The sequence below is a fragment of the Alphaproteobacteria bacterium genome, assembly GCA_030739735.1.
Lineage (GTDB): Bacteria > Pseudomonadota > Alphaproteobacteria > UBA7887 > UBA7887 > UBA7887.
In genome coordinates, this window is sequence record JASLYQ010000006.1 from 1 (window position 1) to 16538 (window position 16538).

16 protein-coding genes and 1 tRNA gene (1 of these 17 running past the window's edge) are annotated in these 16538 nt (G+C 62.6%); 7 read left to right on the top strand and 10 right to left on the bottom strand.

All coding sequences use genetic code 11. From position 1 onward, the window contains the following. Window positions 1-379: 379 nt before the first annotated feature. Together QF629_04595 and QF629_04600 are read right to left on the bottom strand one after the other, a co-directional pair. Window positions 380-456, bottom strand: a tRNA-Arg gene (locus tag QF629_04595). Between the two features lie 286 nt (window positions 457-742). Next, window positions 743-940, bottom strand: coding sequence for a hypothetical protein (locus tag QF629_04600; protein MDP6012812.1), 198 nt, complete (start codon window positions 938-940; stop codon window positions 743-745). A 102-nt stretch (window positions 941-1042) separates the two neighbouring features. On the opposite strand from QF629_04600, the gene QF629_04605 reads away from it, so the two are divergent. The 7 genes from QF629_04605 (at window position 1043) to QF629_04635 (ending at window position 9314) form a co-directional block, all read left to right on the top strand. Then, on the top strand, window positions 1043-1402 hold the full coding sequence (locus QF629_04605; GenBank protein ID MDP6012813.1) for a cytochrome c: 360 nt from the start codon (window positions 1043-1045) through the stop codon (window positions 1400-1402). Window positions 1403-1717: 315 nt separating this feature from the next. Beyond that, complete coding sequence (gene aepX / locus QF629_04610) at window positions 1718-3394, top strand: phosphoenolpyruvate mutase (GenBank protein MDP6012814.1); 1677 nt, start codon at window positions 1718-1720, stop codon at window positions 3392-3394. After that, window positions 3391-4521 carry a phosphonopyruvate decarboxylase gene (gene aepY / locus QF629_04615; protein ID MDP6012815.1) on the top strand — a complete coding sequence of 377 codons (1131 nt, stop codon included), beginning with the start codon at window positions 3391-3393 and terminating at the stop codon, window positions 4519-4521. The genes aepX and aepY overlap by 4 nt, the downstream gene beginning before the upstream one ends. Beyond that, window positions 4518-7010, top strand: a complete 2493-nt coding sequence (locus QF629_04620; GenBank protein MDP6012816.1) for an MMPL family transporter — start codon at window positions 4518-4520, stop codon at window positions 7008-7010. The genes aepY and QF629_04620 overlap by 4 nt, the downstream gene beginning before the upstream one ends. Next, entirely contained in the window at window positions 7010-7984 is a 975-nt protein-coding gene (locus QF629_04625; GenBank protein MDP6012817.1) for a lysylphosphatidylglycerol synthase domain-containing protein, read from the top strand. Before QF629_04620 ends, QF629_04625 begins: the two co-directional genes overlap by 1 nt. Further along, window positions 7984-8727: a phosphocholine cytidylyltransferase family protein gene (locus QF629_04630; protein ID MDP6012818.1), complete on the top strand. Its 744-nt coding sequence runs from the start codon at window positions 7984-7986 to the stop codon at window positions 8725-8727. Before QF629_04625 ends, QF629_04630 begins: the two co-directional genes overlap by 1 nt. Next, the gene (locus QF629_04635; GenBank protein MDP6012819.1) at window positions 8724-9314 is read left to right on the top strand and encodes a CDP-alcohol phosphatidyltransferase family protein; all 591 of its coding nucleotides are present in this window, start codon (window positions 8724-8726) and stop codon (window positions 9312-9314) included. The genes QF629_04630 and QF629_04635 overlap by 4 nt, the downstream gene beginning before the upstream one ends. 416 nt (window positions 9315-9730) lie before the next feature. On the opposite strand, the gene QF629_04640 is transcribed toward QF629_04635, so the two are convergent. The 8 genes from QF629_04640 to QF629_04675 all read right to left on the bottom strand — a co-directional run. Then, window positions 9731-10240 carry an acyloxyacyl hydrolase gene (locus QF629_04640; GenBank protein ID MDP6012820.1) on the bottom strand — a complete coding sequence of 170 codons (510 nt, stop codon included), beginning with the start codon at window positions 10238-10240 and terminating at the stop codon, window positions 9731-9733. After that, a complete protein-coding gene (gene pip / locus QF629_04645) occupies window positions 10237-11205 on the bottom strand; it encodes a prolyl aminopeptidase (GenBank protein MDP6012821.1) in 969 nt (322 codons plus the stop codon). The genes QF629_04640 and pip overlap by 4 nt, the downstream gene beginning before the upstream one ends. 596 nt (window positions 11206-11801) lie before the next feature. Then, on the bottom strand, window positions 11802-12608 hold the full coding sequence (locus tag QF629_04650; protein ID MDP6012822.1) for a hypothetical protein: 807 nt from the start codon (window positions 12606-12608) through the stop codon (window positions 11802-11804). A 64-nt stretch (window positions 12609-12672) separates the two neighbouring features. Next, complete coding sequence (locus QF629_04655) at window positions 12673-13173, bottom strand: CarD family transcriptional regulator (protein ID MDP6012823.1); 501 nt, start codon at window positions 13171-13173, stop codon at window positions 12673-12675. Window positions 13174-13440: 267 nt separating this feature from the next. Then, window positions 13441-13782 carry a ferredoxin family protein gene (locus QF629_04660; protein MDP6012824.1) on the bottom strand — a complete coding sequence of 114 codons (342 nt, stop codon included), beginning with the start codon at window positions 13780-13782 and terminating at the stop codon, window positions 13441-13443. A 15-nt stretch (window positions 13783-13797) separates the two neighbouring features. Beyond that, on the bottom strand, window positions 13798-14265 hold the full coding sequence (locus tag QF629_04665) for a TerB family tellurite resistance protein (GenBank protein MDP6012825.1): 468 nt from the start codon (window positions 14263-14265) through the stop codon (window positions 13798-13800). After that, a complete protein-coding gene (locus tag QF629_04670) occupies window positions 14262-15242 on the bottom strand; it encodes a quinone oxidoreductase (protein MDP6012826.1) in 981 nt (326 codons plus the stop codon). The genes QF629_04665 and QF629_04670 overlap by 4 nt, the downstream gene beginning before the upstream one ends. 498 nt (window positions 15243-15740) lie before the next feature. After that, window positions 15741-16538, bottom strand: the 3' end of a protein-coding gene (locus QF629_04675; GenBank protein ID MDP6012827.1) for a thioredoxin domain-containing protein. The gene runs 1332 nt beyond the window's last position; 798 of the gene's 2130 nt are visible here — the last part of the coding sequence; its start codon lies beyond the right edge, outside the window; it ends in the stop codon at window positions 15741-15743.

A 16538-nucleotide genomic window follows, 5' to 3' on the forward strand; every position in this document is an offset into this window, starting at 1 on the left:
GTTTTGTCATCTCGTATTCCTCCGTTATCCGGCGGAATACACCTTAGCAACCTGTCCGATTTTCTGGGACCACCTCAGACCGTCCGAGTTATTTTTAACGAGATCATCCATACTCTCGGCTAGTGCGAGTGATGGGATCACGACAATCAATAGAGCGGTTAAAAAGATCAGTCGGGTCATCACGTTATGCCTCCCGGAGTGATATTAGTCACTGACTACCTACGATCCGACGGGTCCATGTATCCAAATCTCATTTCGGATCCGAAACACGACTAGGATCGACTTAAACGGTCGCAGAGTCGATTGTCGGTAACCGGATGTCGGTATCCACTACAATGACCTGATCGATTGTGTAGCGACGTCTGAGTCAGGTTTCGGATGGTGATCCCGACAGGACTCGAACCTGTGACCTACTGATTAGGAATCAGTCGCTCTATCCGGCTGAGCTACGGGACCATTACATCCACGGTCGAACATATACGACGTGAGGGCTTTGGAAAGGGTACTGCGTGTCTCGGGGCACCGATCTCATTTCGGATCCGAAAGGAGAATCGTGAGAATCACTGTTCACTAATCGTTTACTTTAGAAAAATGAATGGAATAACGTTTATTTGTCAATGTGTTGAGATAGAGAAAGTTATTAGGAATCCTGTATTCTATCAGACTAAGCTACGGGCCCTCTGGACAGAATTTTAGTGCAGGGTGATGAGGGCGAGGATGGAGTTGTGCTGCTTCCGTACCGCTAATCTAGGGTGTTCGTTTTACTGCCCAAGTCGGACGTGTGCACGCTGCCGCCCACCTGACCGAAGGTCAGACCTGGGCGCTCGCCAATCTTAAGTTGCGCATAGGCCACATGAGACTCGAGCAGTATGGGCCAAGGATAGGCGCTATAGGCTTTCGGGATGGCGCCACAGAAGGCAGCCGTGGCATCGGTCAGCATAAAGTCCCATGTTAATCGCAAGACCCCATGTTAGTGACGAGTCGCCAGCATACCTAATAAAGCTTGTCCCTGTCGCCGTCATGCCTTGCCTGGATCACGATAATGCGTTCCGGACTTTCTCTGCTCATCGCCCTTGCTTTCGCCCTGCCCGCCGAGGCGGATGATGCCGATATAGCAGCTGGCGCAGCCTTGTTCGCGACCCACTGTTCATCCTGCCACGGTATCGCCGCCCGCGGTGCCGCCGGACCCAATCTGAGGGATGAAGCGACCTATTACGGTAACGGCTACGACGACATCTTCGACGTTATTCTGAATGGCGTGAAGAATAAGCCCATGAAGGCTTGGCGTGATCGCTTGACGGTGTCCGAGATCGAACAAATCTGCACCTATATCGTGCACCTGCAAAACACCAATGACGGTGCCACTGAAGCGACTAATGAGTTGGGCCGCTATCGCATGTGATAGCGCCACGGTCCACCCGGACCGGATCGTACGCCGCTGCGCCGCGAGGTCTCTAGCAATGCCCGCTGAGGGAGCCGCATTTATGAGCATAGATGTGGTCGGCTACTCACGTCTCATGCAGGACGACGACGAGGCAATACTGGAGACACAGCGCCTCATTCCTGAGGCGATGGGGGGTTGGCCGATATCAAGAAGGCCTGCTCAACCATTTCATGGAAGGCTTGCGCAAGGCTGAGCCCAAGGTAGGGGTGGCCCCTATCATCGGGGGTTGGCACAAGGATTGAGTGCAATCGCTACCTCCTGTATGACATGGCCATGACGGACGCGGCGGCAAGGTTTTCAGCGACACCTCCGCCGGACAAGGCGGCGGCGTTCCGACGCCTGCTCACATCCCCCGATTTGCAATTCCTCTGCGAAGCCCATAATGGGCTCTCGGCGCGTATTGCTGAGGATGCGGGCTTTCTTGGTCTCTGGGCTTCTGGGCTGTCGATCTCGGCCTCGCTTGGCGTGCGCGACAACAATGAGGCGAGCTGGACCCAAGTGCTCGAAGTGGTCGAGTTCATGGCCGATGCGACGCGCGTTCCCATCATGCTCGACGGTGACACCGGCTACGGCAATTTCAACAACATGCGGCGCCTGGTGCAGAAGCTGGAGAGCCGCGGCATCGCCGCTGTCTGCATCGAGGACAAGCTGTTCCCCAAGACCAACAGCTTTCTCCATGGCGAGGCCCAGGTGCTGGCTGACGTCGATGAGTTCTGTGGCAAGATCCGCGCCGGCAAGGCGGCGCAGTCGAATCCCGACTTCTCCATCGTCGCCCGCGTCGAGGCACTGATCGCCGGCCGGGGGCTCGACGAAGCGCTGCGCCGTGCTGGCGCCTACCACGCCGCCGGGGCTGACGCGATCCTCATCCATTCAGCGAGTTCGACCGCCGACGAGGTGGTGGCTTTCCTTGATGCCTGGAATGGCTGCTGCCCGGTGGTGCTGGTGCCGACCAAGTACTACACGACGCCCACAGAGGTCTTTCGCGAGCACCGCGCCTCGCTGGTGATCTGGGCTAACCATCTGGTGCGCGCCTCGGTCGCGGCCATGCAGCAGACCACGGCGACACTCTATGCCGACCAGAGTCTGCTCAGCATCGAGAACGCCGTGGCACCGGTCTCGGAGGTCTTTCGCCTGCAAGGTGCGGCCGAGTTGGAGGAGGCGGAGCGGCTCTATCTGCCCCATGGCGATAGCCGCGCCGTGGTGCTCGCGGCGGCGCGCGGCCAGGAACTCGGTGAACTCACTGCTGAGCTTCCGAAAGCGATGCTCGACGTCGCCGGCAAGCCCTTGCTTGCGCATATCGTCGCGACTTATCGCAGCACCGGCATTTCCGACATCACCGTGGTGCGGGGCTATGGCAAGGACCGTGTTGCCCTGCCCGGCCTCGCCTTGGTCGACAACGACGCCTTTGCCGAGACCGCTGAGGTTGCCTCTCTGGCCTGCGCCATGGCGGCGGACGCCGACGGTGGGCCGCTCGTTGTCTCCTACGGTGACGTGCTGTTCCGCCGCCACCTGCTTGATATGCTGGCCGACGCCCTCGCCGCCGCCGACGATGACACCTTGGCGGCGATCGCCGTCGATACTGCCTGGCAGGAAAGCCGCAACCGCGGCCACGGCCGGCGTCCTGATTTCGTTACTGGCTCGCGTCCCTATGGCCGCAGCGCCACCATCGACAAGGTGACGTTGCAGGCCATGGGATGCGAGCTTGGTGGGCGTATTGACGGCGAATGGATGGGTCTCGTGCGCTTTAGTGCGTCGGGCGCTAGGCACCTGGCCGAGATGCTATTAGCCTGGCAGGCGGAAGATGGGCAAGGCTTGGCGAAGGCCCATATGAACCAGCTCTTCAACCGTCTGGTTGCTGAAGGCAACAGCATCTGCGTGGTCTACACCACCGGGCATTGGCTCGACGTCAATCACGTGGAGGACCTGGTGCTCGCTGGGAGCTTCGTTTGATTGTTGCCGACACCTTTCTCGATGCTGCGCATGCCCGCGGCTTCGATCTCTACAGCGGTGTGCCGTGTTCCTATCTCATGCCCTTTACCAACACAGCCATCAGCAGTCCCACGCTGAGCTATGTTGGTGCCGCCAACGAGGGCGATGCGGTGGCGATCGCCGCGGGTGCAACGCTCGGCGGTCGTGGTGCCGTGGCCATGTTCCAAAACTCCGGGCTCGGCAATGCGGTGAGCCCGCTGACCTCGCTGACCTGGACTTTCCGTCTGCCGGTTCTGATTATCGTCACCTGGCGCGGCGAGCCAGGTGGGGCGGCGGACGAGCCCCAGCACGAGCTAATGGGGCGCATTACGCCGCGCCTGCTCGAGGCCATGGATATTCCGTGGCAGCGGTTCCCTTCCGAGGACGAGGCGGTCGAGCCGACGCTTGATGTAGTGCAGAGGCACATGGTGGAAAGTGGCCGGCCCTTTGCGCTGGTTATGTCGAAATGTAGCGTGGCGGCAAGCGCGCTGGTCGCACAAACCATGTCGCCTCGCACCGGCGCGACGGTGCCGCCGGCAATTGGCGAACCGAGCCTCGACCGCCGCTCTGCGCTCTGCGCTCTGCGTGAGGCCGCCGGTGCGCGGGACGTACTGCTGGCGACAACGGGCTTCACAGGGCGGGAGCTCTGCGCCATCGGTGACGAGGCGGACCAGCTTTACATGGTCGGCTCCATGGGCTGCATTGCCAGTCTTGGCCTTGGCCTCGCCCTGGCACGGCCGGAGCACAGAGTGATCGCCATTGACGGCGACGGCGCGCTGCTCATGCGTCTTGGTGTTCTGGCGACGGTCGGTGCGGTGGCGCCGAAGAACCTGGTGCATGTGGTGATCGACAACGGCATGCACGAATCGACCGGGGGCCAGACAACGGTTAGCGCTAGTGCCGATTTGGCCGCCGCGGCTGCGGCCTGTGGCTATGCCCGTGTGCTGCGCGCGGGCGCTTTGGCGGATATTGCCGGAGCGCTGGCTGGCGGCGACGGCCCAACACTACTGCATGTGCCGGTACGCCCGGGCGTGACATCGCCGCTGCCACGCCCGTCCGTAACGCCGGCGGGAGTGGCGGCGCGGCTGAAGGCCCACCTCGAGGCGTGAGCGGCCCCTCTCTCTGGGAAAAATTCGTTGCTGCCCTATTGGGGGGTGTGCAAAAAGCTCCGTGGCTCGTGCTCCTCGGTGCGGCCTTAGTGACCGTGCTCGCCTTCCGGGCCACGCTCGAACTCGGGTTTGATACCGCGACCGACGATATGATTTCCGAGGACGCTCGCTTCATACAGGTCTGGCGCAATATGAAGGCACGCTTTCCCACGCGGAGCGATGTTCTGGTCATGGTCGTAGACGGCGATACTCCTGACCGGGCTTTAGCCGCCGCTGACCGCATCATCGTAGACCTCGCCGCTGAGAAGGCGCTGTTTGCCGAGATGCGTCGTGCCGACGGCGGACCCTTTCTGGAAAAGAATGGTCTGCTCTATGCCGAGCGCGAGGATCTGCTCGACCTCTACGACAGCCTGGCCGAGGCGGCGCCGCTGCTGCAGCGCCTGCGCGCCGATATGTCCTTGCGCGGGTTGTTTGCCGTGGTGACGCTTGCGGGAGGCGGCGATGTGGACCGTGTTGCCTGGCTGCTGGGGCGCTTGGCGCGGGTCATCGACGCGCGTCTCGACGGCGAGGCGGCCGAACTCTCCTGGTGGGAGATCATGAGCGGCGCCGAGGCGACGGCGGCGGACCGACGGGCGTTAGTGCTGGTGCGCCTCTTGGCACGTGATCCGGATGGGATTTTTCCTCTCGGCGAAGCGCTCGATGCTGCCCGTACCATCGCTGGAGGGGTCGGCGACGGTGTCCAGGTACGCCTGACTGGCGGGCCGGCGCTCGAGTACGACGAGTTGGCAACGGCGCAAGCCGGGGCGGCACGAGCTTGCTTTTTGTCGTTGCTGCTGGTGCTCGCTATTCTCTGGTGGGCCCTGCGTTCGCCGCGGCAGATGGCGGCGGCGCTGCTGACGCTTATCGTCGGGTTGGTCTGGACGGCGGGGTTTGCGGCGCTCACGATAGGCCATCTTAATCTGATATCTATCGCCTTTGCCGTGCTGTTTGTTTCGCTTGCTATTGATTTCAGTATTCACGTCTGCTTGCGTGTCTCAGAAAGTGGCAGCGTGCGCCAGGGATCGTTGGCCGTAGCGGGTTCTCTCGGTCTTTGCGCTATCTCTACGGCCTGCGGCTTTTACGCCTTCATCTTTACCGACTATCGCGGTGTCGCTGAGCTTGGCGTGATCGCCGGTAGCGGCATGCTGATCGGGCTTGCGGCCAATCTTACCGTGCTGCCGGCGCTGCTGACCTTGTGGCCGGGCAAAGTCGTGCCGCCGCCGCTGCGCCTGCCTAAGAGTGGCCGGCGCGTGCGCCTTGCTGCGGCGGCACTGTTGGTGGGCTCGCTGTTGGCGCTGCCCTGGCTGCGCTTTGATGGCAACCCACTCAATCTCCAGAGCCCGCAGGTGGAATCGGTGAGCACCTTGCGCGATCTGATGGCGAGCGGCGAGCGCAGCCTCTGGCAAGCGGCGAGTCTGGCTGCGCATTGGGACGTGGCGGTGGCGCGGGCGGCGGCCTTCGAGATGCTAGACGAGGTCGAGAAGGTCGATTGGCTGGCGACGTTGCTACCGGCTGAGCAGCAGGCGCAAGGAGAGATTATTGCCGACATGGCCTTCGTGCTGGCGTCCGGTCCCTTCGTCCGCGACTGGCAACCGCCGGAAGTGGCCGAGCAGCGCGCCGCAGCCGCCGCGCTGGCGGAGGTAATCGCGGGTATGGACAGCGATGAGGCGCGAGCGCTAACAGGGGCGCTGGCGCGGCTCGCGGACGCGCCGGACGACGCGTTATTTGCGGTCGAGGCGGGGTTGGTGGGGGCACTGCCGGGCAGACTGGCGGCGCTCGACCTGGCGCTTTCTGCCGCGCCATTCGGGCTTGACGATCTGCCAGCTGCGCTAGTGGCGCCCTATCGCGACGCATCCGGCACTTTGCGCCTCGATATTCACCCGGCCGAGGATATCGCTACGGATCCCCAGGCACTGGCCCGCTTCGTCACCGCACTACGCACCGTCGATCCCGATGTCAGCGACGATCCGGTTATCGTCGTCGAAGCAGGGCGCGTGGTGATCGGCGCTTTTGCGCAGGCGTTGATCACTGCCCTGGTCTTGATCGCGGCATTGCTGTACGCGGTGAGCTGGCGTCTGCACGATGTCGCTGTGGTGCTAGCGCCGCTGGTGCTCGCCGCAGCCGCCATCGGCGCGGTAATGGCGGTGACGGGGCTGGCGTTGAATTTCGCCAACGTCATCGTGCTGCCGGTCTTGCTGGGCCTCGGAGTGGACAGTGCCATACATCTTCTGCATCGTCACCGCCGCGAGGGAGAGCACTCGGTGCTTCGCACGGCGACCACGCGTGGTGTCGTGTTCAGCGCTCTGACGACCATGGCGGGTTTTGGCAGCCTGGCGCTGTCACCCCATTTGGGAACCGCCAGCATGGGCCTGTTGCTGATGGTCGGTGTTAGCCTGACCACGGCCGCTGTGCTGACCGTGCTGCCGGCACTGCTGTCGCAGGGGCACTGATGCGCACGGTCATGGCCGTACTCGGGCTTGCCGGCCTGGCGCTGGCCATCGCGTTGGTGGTGCGCGAGGGCGTGGGCGCCGTGCTCGGGGTGGTTTTTGCGGCCGGCTGGAGTTTACTCGCCGTGGTCGCCTACAATGCTGTGCCGCTGCTCGCCGATGCTGCAGCCTGGCGCTGCCTCGTTTCTGGATCGCAACGACCGAGCCTTTTGGGCACGTTGGGCGCGCGTTGGATCCGCCAATCGGTGAACCAGCTACTGCCCGTGATGCAGATCGGCGGCGATGTTGTCGGCGCCCGTATGTTGCATCTAGCCGGCGTGCGCGGGGCTGAGGCAGGCGCCTCGGTGGTCGTCGACCTGACCCTCAGCGGTGCGACCCAGATACTGTTCACCCTGGCCGGTGTGGCGCTGATACTGGCGCTATTCGAGACCGAAGGCATGATCTGGCCGGTCCTCGGTGGCACGGCATTCCTGGCCTCCGGCCTGGCTGGCTTCATCGTCGTCCAGCGCAAGGGGCTATTCCGCTTTCTCGCCCGCCATCTGGAAACCGGTAGCGGCGGTATGCTCGCTTTCGTCGGTTCGGCCGAGGCCCTAGATGCGGCGGTGCGTGCCGTGCATGCCCGCCCGCGCGCATTGTGGCGCAATGCCGGCCTACAGCTGCTCGGCTGGTGCCTTGGCGTCGGCGAGACCTGGCTGGCCTGCTGGGTGCTCGGCCATCCCGTCGGTCTGGTTCAGGCCTTTATCTTGCACAGCCTGGTGCGCGCCGTGCGTAGTGCCGCCTTTCCGGTCCCCGCCGGCATCGGCGTGCAGGAAGGGAGCTTTATGCTGTTGGCTGGGATTGTCGGCCTGAGCCCGGAGATTGGTCTCGCCGTGGCGCTTGTCAAACGCGTGCGTGAGTTGGTCGGCGGTGTGCCCGGGTTGATTGCTTGGCAAGTCATCGAGGGTCGCCGCTTGTGGCGCCGCAGGACGGCGGAGTGATGCGGGCGATCCTCTTTGCCGCGGGCGTCGGTAGCCGTCTCGCCGGGGTGCATGACGGGCCCAAAATCCTACTCGAGTTCGGCGGTCACAGCCTGCTTGAGCGGCACCTGCGCCTGCTCAGCGCTTGCGGAGTGCAAGAGACGGTTTTGTGTACGGGTTACGCTGCCGATGTGATTCACGAAGCTGTCCAGGCGCTGGGTTGGACGGACCGTGTGCGCTGTCTCCACAATCCAGATTTCCGCGAGGGCAGCATCCTCACCCAATGGGCTGCGCGCGAGGCCATTGCTGCGGGCGGGCCGGTGCTGTTGATGGATGCTGACGTGCTCTACGACCAGCGCCTGCTGACACGCCTGATTGCTTCCAGTCATGCCGACTGTTTTCTGCTCGACCGTGACATAGAGCCCGGCCAGGAGCCGGTCAAGCTCTGCATCCGCGAGGGTCATCTGGTCGATTTTCGCAAGACCCCCGACCAGCCGCACGATTGGTGCGGCGAGTCGGTCGGCTTTTTCAAGCTGGCGGAGGTGACAGCAAAGCGGTTGGTCGGCTCGACTATCGCCTATATCGAGAGCGGTCGGCGCGACGACTATTACGACGAAGCCTTACGCGATCTGCTGCTCGCCGATGCGCCAGGCAGCTTCGGCTGGGAGGACATCACCGACCTACCCTGGATCGAGCTTGATTCTGCCGCAGACTTAGAACGCGCCCGTGCTGAGATTCTGCCGTACCTGGACCCTCTGCCATGAGCCACCACACTTGGGCCCACCGTTTCGTCGGCCTTGCTGTGCGACCGCTTGCCCGCACCCGCGTGACGCCAAACCAGATTACTGCGCTGCGCTTGGCGACCGGCCTTGCGGCGGCCGTAGCGCTGGCCGGCGGGCTGTTCCACATCGGCGCTGCGCTGTGGCTCGGCTCTATGTTTTGCGACCGCGCCGACGGCATGCTGGCGCGTCTCACGGGCAAGACCACGCCGTGGGGTCACAAGTTCGATCTGGTCAGCGACTTTCTTGCCACCGGCCTGCTCTTCGTCGGCCTTGGCGCCGGCCTGCGCGGTGGTGGGCTCGGCGACTGGGCGATATTGATGGGCGTCGCTGCCGGCTTCTCGGTCTGCCTGATCTTCTGGCTCGTCCAGATCATCGATGCGCGGCTGCCTGCCAACACCGCTGCCGTGCCTGGTATCGCCGGCTTCGACGCCGACGACACGCTGTTTATGGTCGCCCCCCTGATCTGGCTCGGCTGGGCCGAGGAGTTCCTGATTGCCGCTACCATCGGAGCCCTGATAGCGCTGATGATCACGATGCTAGCCTTGTGCTGGGTGGTCTGGCGAAGGTAAAACTTGTGAAAGACATACTTAAGACATTAGGAGGCGCTTCCTGGCGAGAAACAGGCGCGGCGTGTTGCCCGTTTCGATGACATGGTGGCACGTGCCGCGATAGACGCGTATCTCGCGGGAGTGGAAAAGCTGGACGGGAAATCCCATTTGAGGAATGTTTCGCTTGGTTGAGCGCGCGATACAGTCTCAATCCGACCGCGACCTTCAACTAAATCGAGGTGTCGCAGCGCGCTACCGATCAGTTGCCGACGTTTCTTCTCGGCGGCCGTCCATACAATGACCGATATCGCACGGTGGTTTTCCGCAACTATCTGATTTTTAATAATATCAAATAGAGTCGAAAATGATTCGCATCATTCTCGGAATCGATAGCCGGCACGAAATTTCCCGCCTTCTGAAAGGCGTTCTCTAACCTTTCAACGATCGAACACCGTGGTCGGGATCGAGTAGGTGAGGATGGCGAATTCCTCGCCGGGGTTGGAGTCGTAGATGCTGGCGTTGGAAAGGTGGCCGATCTGCACGCCGAGGCGCGAGGCGTCATCGAAGCGGTAGGCGAACTCGAGTGCCGAGCGGAATTCTAGTGGTCCGCCGAGGTCCTTGCCGTCGCTCTCCTCGAAGCCGCCCACCGAGAAGCTGGGCGTGAGCACAAAGCGGCGACCGAAATAGACATCGCCGTGAATGCCGGCCCAGCCGTAGAAAGCCTGGTCTGTGGTTATGAACAGCCCTGCATGGGGCCTGAAAATCCACAGTTTGGTGTTGAAACGCAGCTGGATATCGAACTGGCCGGCGGTCATGTTGTCGTTGATATCGAAGCCGCCGGCGCCGATGGTGATGAAATCGGGCTCGCGGAAGCCGTCTTCGGCGGCTGTGGGCTCGGCAATCAGGATGGCGGTGAGGGCGGTCATGGCGTATCGAATCGGTCTCATCTCTGTTCCCCTCCCAGACTGCGGTCGCGTAGGCGATTGGTGATTGTCACCAACGCCTGACGGATGCTGGGCTCCAACGACGAATGTCCCGCCTCGGGCACCACGGTAAGCTCGGCCTCGGGCCAGGCGCGGGCGAGATCCTGCGCCGTGCGAATCGGGCATACCATATCGTAGCGGCCCTGCACGATAAAACCGGGGATGTGGCGGATATGCGTGATGCCGTCGACCAGCGCTCCCGGGCGCAGAAAGATTTCATTGACGAAATAATGCGCCTCAATGCGTGCCAGACTGAGCGCTACCTCGTCGCGGCCAAAATCGGCAAGCACGGCGGGATTGGACTTGAAAGTGGAGCAGGCGCCTTCCCAGCGGCTCCAGGCATGGGCCGCTGGCATGTGCACAGTGGGGTCGGGGTCGCATAGGCGACGGTAATAGAATGACAGCAGGTCGCTACGCTCTTCCGCCGGCAGGTGCTCGGCGAAAGCCCGCCAGTGCTCGGGAAAGAAGGTTCCCATGCCGCGCATGAACCAGTCTACCTCGCAGGACCGGCAGAGGAAGATGCCACGTAGGATCAGGGCTAAGCACCGATCCGGGTGCGCCTGCGCGTAGGCCAGCGCCAGGGTGGCGCCCCAGGAGCCCCCGAAGACCAGCCAGTTCTCGATGCCAAGATGCTCCCGCAGAACTTCAATATCTGCGACAAGATGGCCGGTCGTGTTGTCTTTGAGGGTGCCGAGGGGGCGCGAGCGCCCGGCGCCGCGCTGGTCGTAGACGATGATGCGGTAATAGGTAGGATCGAAAAAGCGCCGATTGCTAGCATTGGTGCCGGCGCCGGGACCGCCGTGCAGAAACAACACGGGCACGCCATCGGTGCGACCGCTTTGCTCCCAGACCATGACGTGGGGTGGATCGAGGGCCACCTCGCCTGTTGCGAAGGGTTGGATGTCAGGATAAAGCTCGGGCGCAGCCATAGTTTCAGTTAACCCGAGCCCCGCCCTGTAGACAATCCCACGGGTACTCGTCCTACTCGCGTTCTGCACGCCCTTTGACGAGGTCTCAGGTCTGCATGTCCGGATTGTGTCCCGTGGAGTGGTGTAGGAGCTGCGAGGGGATCGCAGTCACCGGCCAGGTTGGGCTGGGTTTCTCAAGCGGTCTGTGGCGGTAGCCTGATGAGGCTAGCATGGCCGGTCTCGGCGATGGTTTTCAGGGTCATGTGTTGCGCCGCCTAGACCGCCCGTTCGTTATCCAGCCCTAAGAGGATAGCGCTGATCAGTCGGGTGATAGCTTCGGGTGTTGATGGTCTGCGAGGGAGTTTGGCGGGACGGCGCTTTTCACCTATGGCGGCGACACCATCACCCCGTACGATGCCAGCCAGACAGCGATTGGGCATTCTTCCGATGATCTTAACCCCCATCGAGGATTCAGAGACACGTTTCATCTGACATCATCCCGGTGGGCGGGCCGGCGCTTCGGCGGGCAGTCTCTTTGTTCTACTCCGGCCATCAGCGGCTGAACGCTGGGTTGTCAATCGTGTCAATCCCTGACCGCAAATCCGACGAGCGTGTCCTCACGCCTCCGCAGCGTCCTGGACCTCGCCGCTGGCGTCGAGGCACACGGCGGTGAGGGGGCCACCGGCACCGCAGCCGGTATCTATAGTCATGGTCAGCGCGTTGTCGGTGGGGCCGGCCTGGTCCGGATCGTAGCCGCGCACGACACGGCGGAAGCCCTCGTAGGTCTCGCTAATGGCATCAAAGTCGCCGCCGCCCCACCACAGCGTGTCGCTTTGCGCCGAGAGTGGGCGGGCGGGGTCTAGGCCGGCATGGACCAAGAGGAGTGTGTGGTCGGCGGTGTAGGCTGCGCGGCGCAGGCTGGCGAGTAGGGCTTCGTGGCCGGGATGGGTGCGCATGCGCTCGCGCAGCTCGACTGACCAGCGGGCCAGCGCTAGCGGGCCTTCGCGGCAGCGTATGCGGGCCACATCGGCATCGATACCGTAGGCTGCAAGCGTCGCCCCAACGCCTTGCGCCAGCATCCATTCAAGCACTTGCCCCGGATCCTGGGCAATCTGAATCTGCAACAGCTTCTGCCACATCTCCTCCTGCGCTCCGCGCAGGTGCACGATATCGCCGTCGAACAGGGTGAGGCGCGCCAGCAGGGCGCGGCGAAAGAGCAGTAGCTCGTCGAGGGTACCGGCGATATCGGGCCCGCGGCCGAGATAGTTGCCGAGATAGACTAGCCGGTCGCCCGGTCGAAAGCGCACCTCGATGGCGTTGTGCAGGGCCGCCAAGCGCGCTCGCTCGCCATGCACGGCGCCCACGGCCCAAATGCGGCGGGCATGGCTCACGATCGCGAACTTATCTGTGTTAGCTGCTGCCACCCATCGCCGCCGTTATCGGAGTTGCCAACCGCGGTTGGCAGTGTGGCACGCCAGAGCGTCCGGGTTAAGCCGCCATCTTGAGGACATCTTCGAGACGGCGTGTGGCCGCGGTCTGGTCGATCTTCTCGACCGCCGCGAACTCGCGCGACAGGCGGTCGAGCGCAGCCTCGTAGAGCTGGCGCTCGCTGTAGGACTGGTCGGGCTGATCCTCGCCCCGGTGCAGGTCGCGTACCACCTCGGCGATGGAGACAGGATTGCCGGAGTTGAGCTTGGCCTCGTACTCCTGCGCACGGCGGCTCCACATGGTGCGTTTGACCCGCGCCCGGCCGCGCAACGCCGTGATGGCCTTGTCCATCTCGTCGGGCGTGGAGACCCGGCGCATGCCGCTGGCCGAGGCTTTGCCGAGCGGGACGCGGAGGATCATCTTCTCCTTCTCAAAGGAGACCACGTAGAGCTGCAACTCTACGCCGCCAAACTCACGCGTCTCGATGCTGGTGACCTCGCCCAGCCCGTGACAGGGATAGACCACTAAATCCCCGGTCTTGAATTTATTCGGTTTAGCCATGTCTGCTTGCCTCAACCCAGCTGTTTCAGTGTTTTGATCCGTTGTGTTGCCACACGACCAACTCTTCCGGCGCCCCTTAGCAGGCGTGCCCGACGCGCTATTCGGGGCCTGTGCCCCGAGCTTCCTTGTATCTTGTGAAACAAAAATCGCCGCCGCCACCCGCAGCAACGACTCCGCTGCTCCAGAACACGAAATCTATCACATTTTTGGCGACAAATACAGCGCGTCTGACATACGTCTCGCGCAAGGTTGGGTCGCGGTGAGGTGTCAGTCTTCGGTATTGCCGGGATTGGGGCTGAAATGAGCGTCGTACTTGCCGGACACGTCCTTCCACTTCTCGGCGTCGGGCGGCGACTCGCCCTTGCGCGTTATATTAGGCCACTGCTCGGCATACTCCTGGTTGAGCTTGAGCCACATGTCGAGTTCGCCTTCGCTGTCGGGCAGGATCGCCTCGGCGGGGCATTCTGGCTCGCAGACGCCGCAATCGATGCACTCGTCGGGATGGATGACGAGCATGTTCTCGCCCTCGTAGAAGCAGTCGACGGGACATACCTCGACACAGTCCATGTACTTGCACTTGATGCAACCTTCGATGACGACGTAGGTCATGCCTTGCTTCCTTTCTTATAGCCCGAGCCGGGCGAGCACGCGCTTGCGCGCCTCGCCACGTTCCCGGTCAGTGACATAGATCAGTCCGGCGACCCGGCGCAATAGATTCTCTTCGTAGTCGTGCAGAACGCCGTCGGCATAGGCCACTTCCCAAAGCATCTCGATGAGTTCGACGCGGTCGTTATGGCTGAAATGGTTCTTGGCGGAGTTGGTGAAGCTGAAGACGCTGTGGGAAGCGGCAGTGCGCTCCTCGGCATCGGCAATGAGGTCCGCGGCGGCGGTCTCGTCGAGACCGAATCGTTCGTGTAGCAGGGTCGCCACGGTACAGCGCTCGGCCTCGTCGAAGCTGCCATCCATGACCGCGGTTTCGACCAATAGTGCGGCGGCGGTGAGGTGTTTGTCGGCTGCGTCGTGGTTGGTAGCGCCCGCAGTCTCTGGCTCGGCGCCGAAGAGGCGGCGCAGACGCTCACCGAGTGCGCTCACGGCAGCAGCACGGTGGAACCGGTGGTCTTGCGGTCGGCGAGATCGCGATGTGCCTGGGCCGCGTCCTTCAGCGCATACCGGGTGTGAATCTCGATCCTGACCTTACCGCTGGCGACCACGTCAAAGAGCGCGTTAGCGGAGGCGACCAGATCCTCGCGGCTCGCGGTATAGACCATAAGCGATGGGCGCGTGAGATAGAGTGAACCCTTGGCAGCAAGGACGCCCGGGTTGAACTCAGCCACACTGCCGGAGGACTGGCCGAAGCTCGCCATCAGGCCACGCGGCGCCAAGCAGTCGAGCGATTGTTCAAAGGTATCCTTGCCGACCGAGTCATAGACCACGGGCACGCCGACGCCGTCGGTGATCTCGCGGGTGCGTTTGACGAAGTCCTCGCGAGTATAGACGATGGGGTGGTCGCAGCCATGGGCGCGCGCGAGTTCGGCCTTCTCGTCCGATCCAACCGTGCCGATCACCGTGGCGCCGAGCGCCTTGGCCCATTGACAGGCGATCAGACCGACACCGCCGGCGGCGGCGTGGAAGAGGATGGTGTCGCCGGGCTTTACCTCGTAGGTGCGGCGCAGCAGGTATTCGACGGTCATGCCTTTGAGCATCATCGCAGCGGCGGTCTCGTCGCTGATGCTGCTGGGAATCTTGACGACGCGGTCGGCGGGCATCAGGCGCACCTCGGCATAGGCACCCATGGGCGGCGCGGCATAGGCGACATGGTCGCCGACGGCGACATCGCTAACGCTTTCACCGACGGCCTCGATACGGCCGGCGCCTTCGAGGCCGACGATGAAAGGTGGATCGCCGACGGGATAGAGGCCGGTGCGGTGATAGATGTCGATGTAGTTGAGCCCGACCGCTTCGTGCGCGATGCGGATTTCACCCGGTCCGGGATTGCCGACCGTGACTTCTTCCCATTTAAAGACCTCGGGGCTGCCCGTCTCGTGGGCGCGGATGGCATGGCTAGTCATGGCGATCTATCCTTCTTCATGAGGGTATGGGAACTCTAAAACACTCGACGCTTCGTGCGTCAACAGATGCCGGTTGGTAGCCACGCCGGTGCTCGCGCTGTAGCCACCGAGGCCGTTTGCCGCGGCCAACCTGATGGCAGGGCATAACAATGGGCAACGGGCTGGTGTGACAGCCTCCCACAACCGCCCTCGGGCGACTACCGAATGCTCGGGCTAGCTCGCTATAGCCCACGGTTTGGTTGTGGGGATTGGCCAGGATGGTATCGTGGACGCGGCCTTGAAACGGTGTCGCAGTTGGTGCAAGGGGTAGGGAGAAGGTTTTGAGTCTGCGATCAAAATAGGCGCGGAGATGACCGAGTGGCTCGGCGAGTGAGGGCAAAATCGACCACCCCGCCCGATCGATCGTTTGGCTATGAACCAAGACACACTCGACAGGGTCGCGGTGCTCTCCGTCCGGTGCAGCCGACCCACCGGAGTCGCGATGATGGCACTGTCCATCTAGTGTCCAACCGCTTGCACGGATCCCCGGCGTGATACCATGGCGGCGACAAGATCATTAGCCGTGGTGATGGGTAGCGAGCAGGTCTGTCCACGGCAGATATAAGCTGTTGGGCGACCGTTCACTTGGCCTTTTTCGGCTGCTGGATGATTGGTTGGTAAATCGGCCGTGCTATTGACTACGGACAGTGTCAGTGTAGCCGAGGGTTGGCTCTTCAAAACACTAAGAAAATCCTGAATTTCCGCGCATTTTCTGTCACCAACAAGGGTCACCTGGGTGGCGGTCTGAAGCCATTCCGCGGCGTTTATATAGCTCGGAACGGCCAACACATTGCTGTCCAATTGGCCGGCAAACGCCTCGACCAATTGGTCGGCTCGCTGGCGATAGGCGGCTTCACCCGTGAGCAGGTGCAGACGTGCTAGCACCTCGAGCGCAGTGGCATTTCCGGCCGGCAGCGCACCGTCCAAAATTGATTTCGTGCGTGCGATCTGGGCCTGGGCATCATCGGCTGTGGTGTAGTAGCCGTGGGCATCGACATCCCAGTAATGGGCGTCGAGAACTGCCAGCCAGTCGCGTGCGTGATCGAGGGTGCGGGTGCCGGCGCCGGCCTCGTGAAGCGCGATGGCAGCGCGCGCCATATTGGCGTAGTCGTCGAGCAGGGCGGTATGGCGGGCGTTGCCGAGTCGGTAGCTGTGCACCAGGCGGTCATGGATGGTCATCGCCTGGCGTACGAAATCGTATGCCGTGCGTGCTGCTGAAATCCACTCCGGCTCGTCGAAAACAAAGCCCGCCTTGGC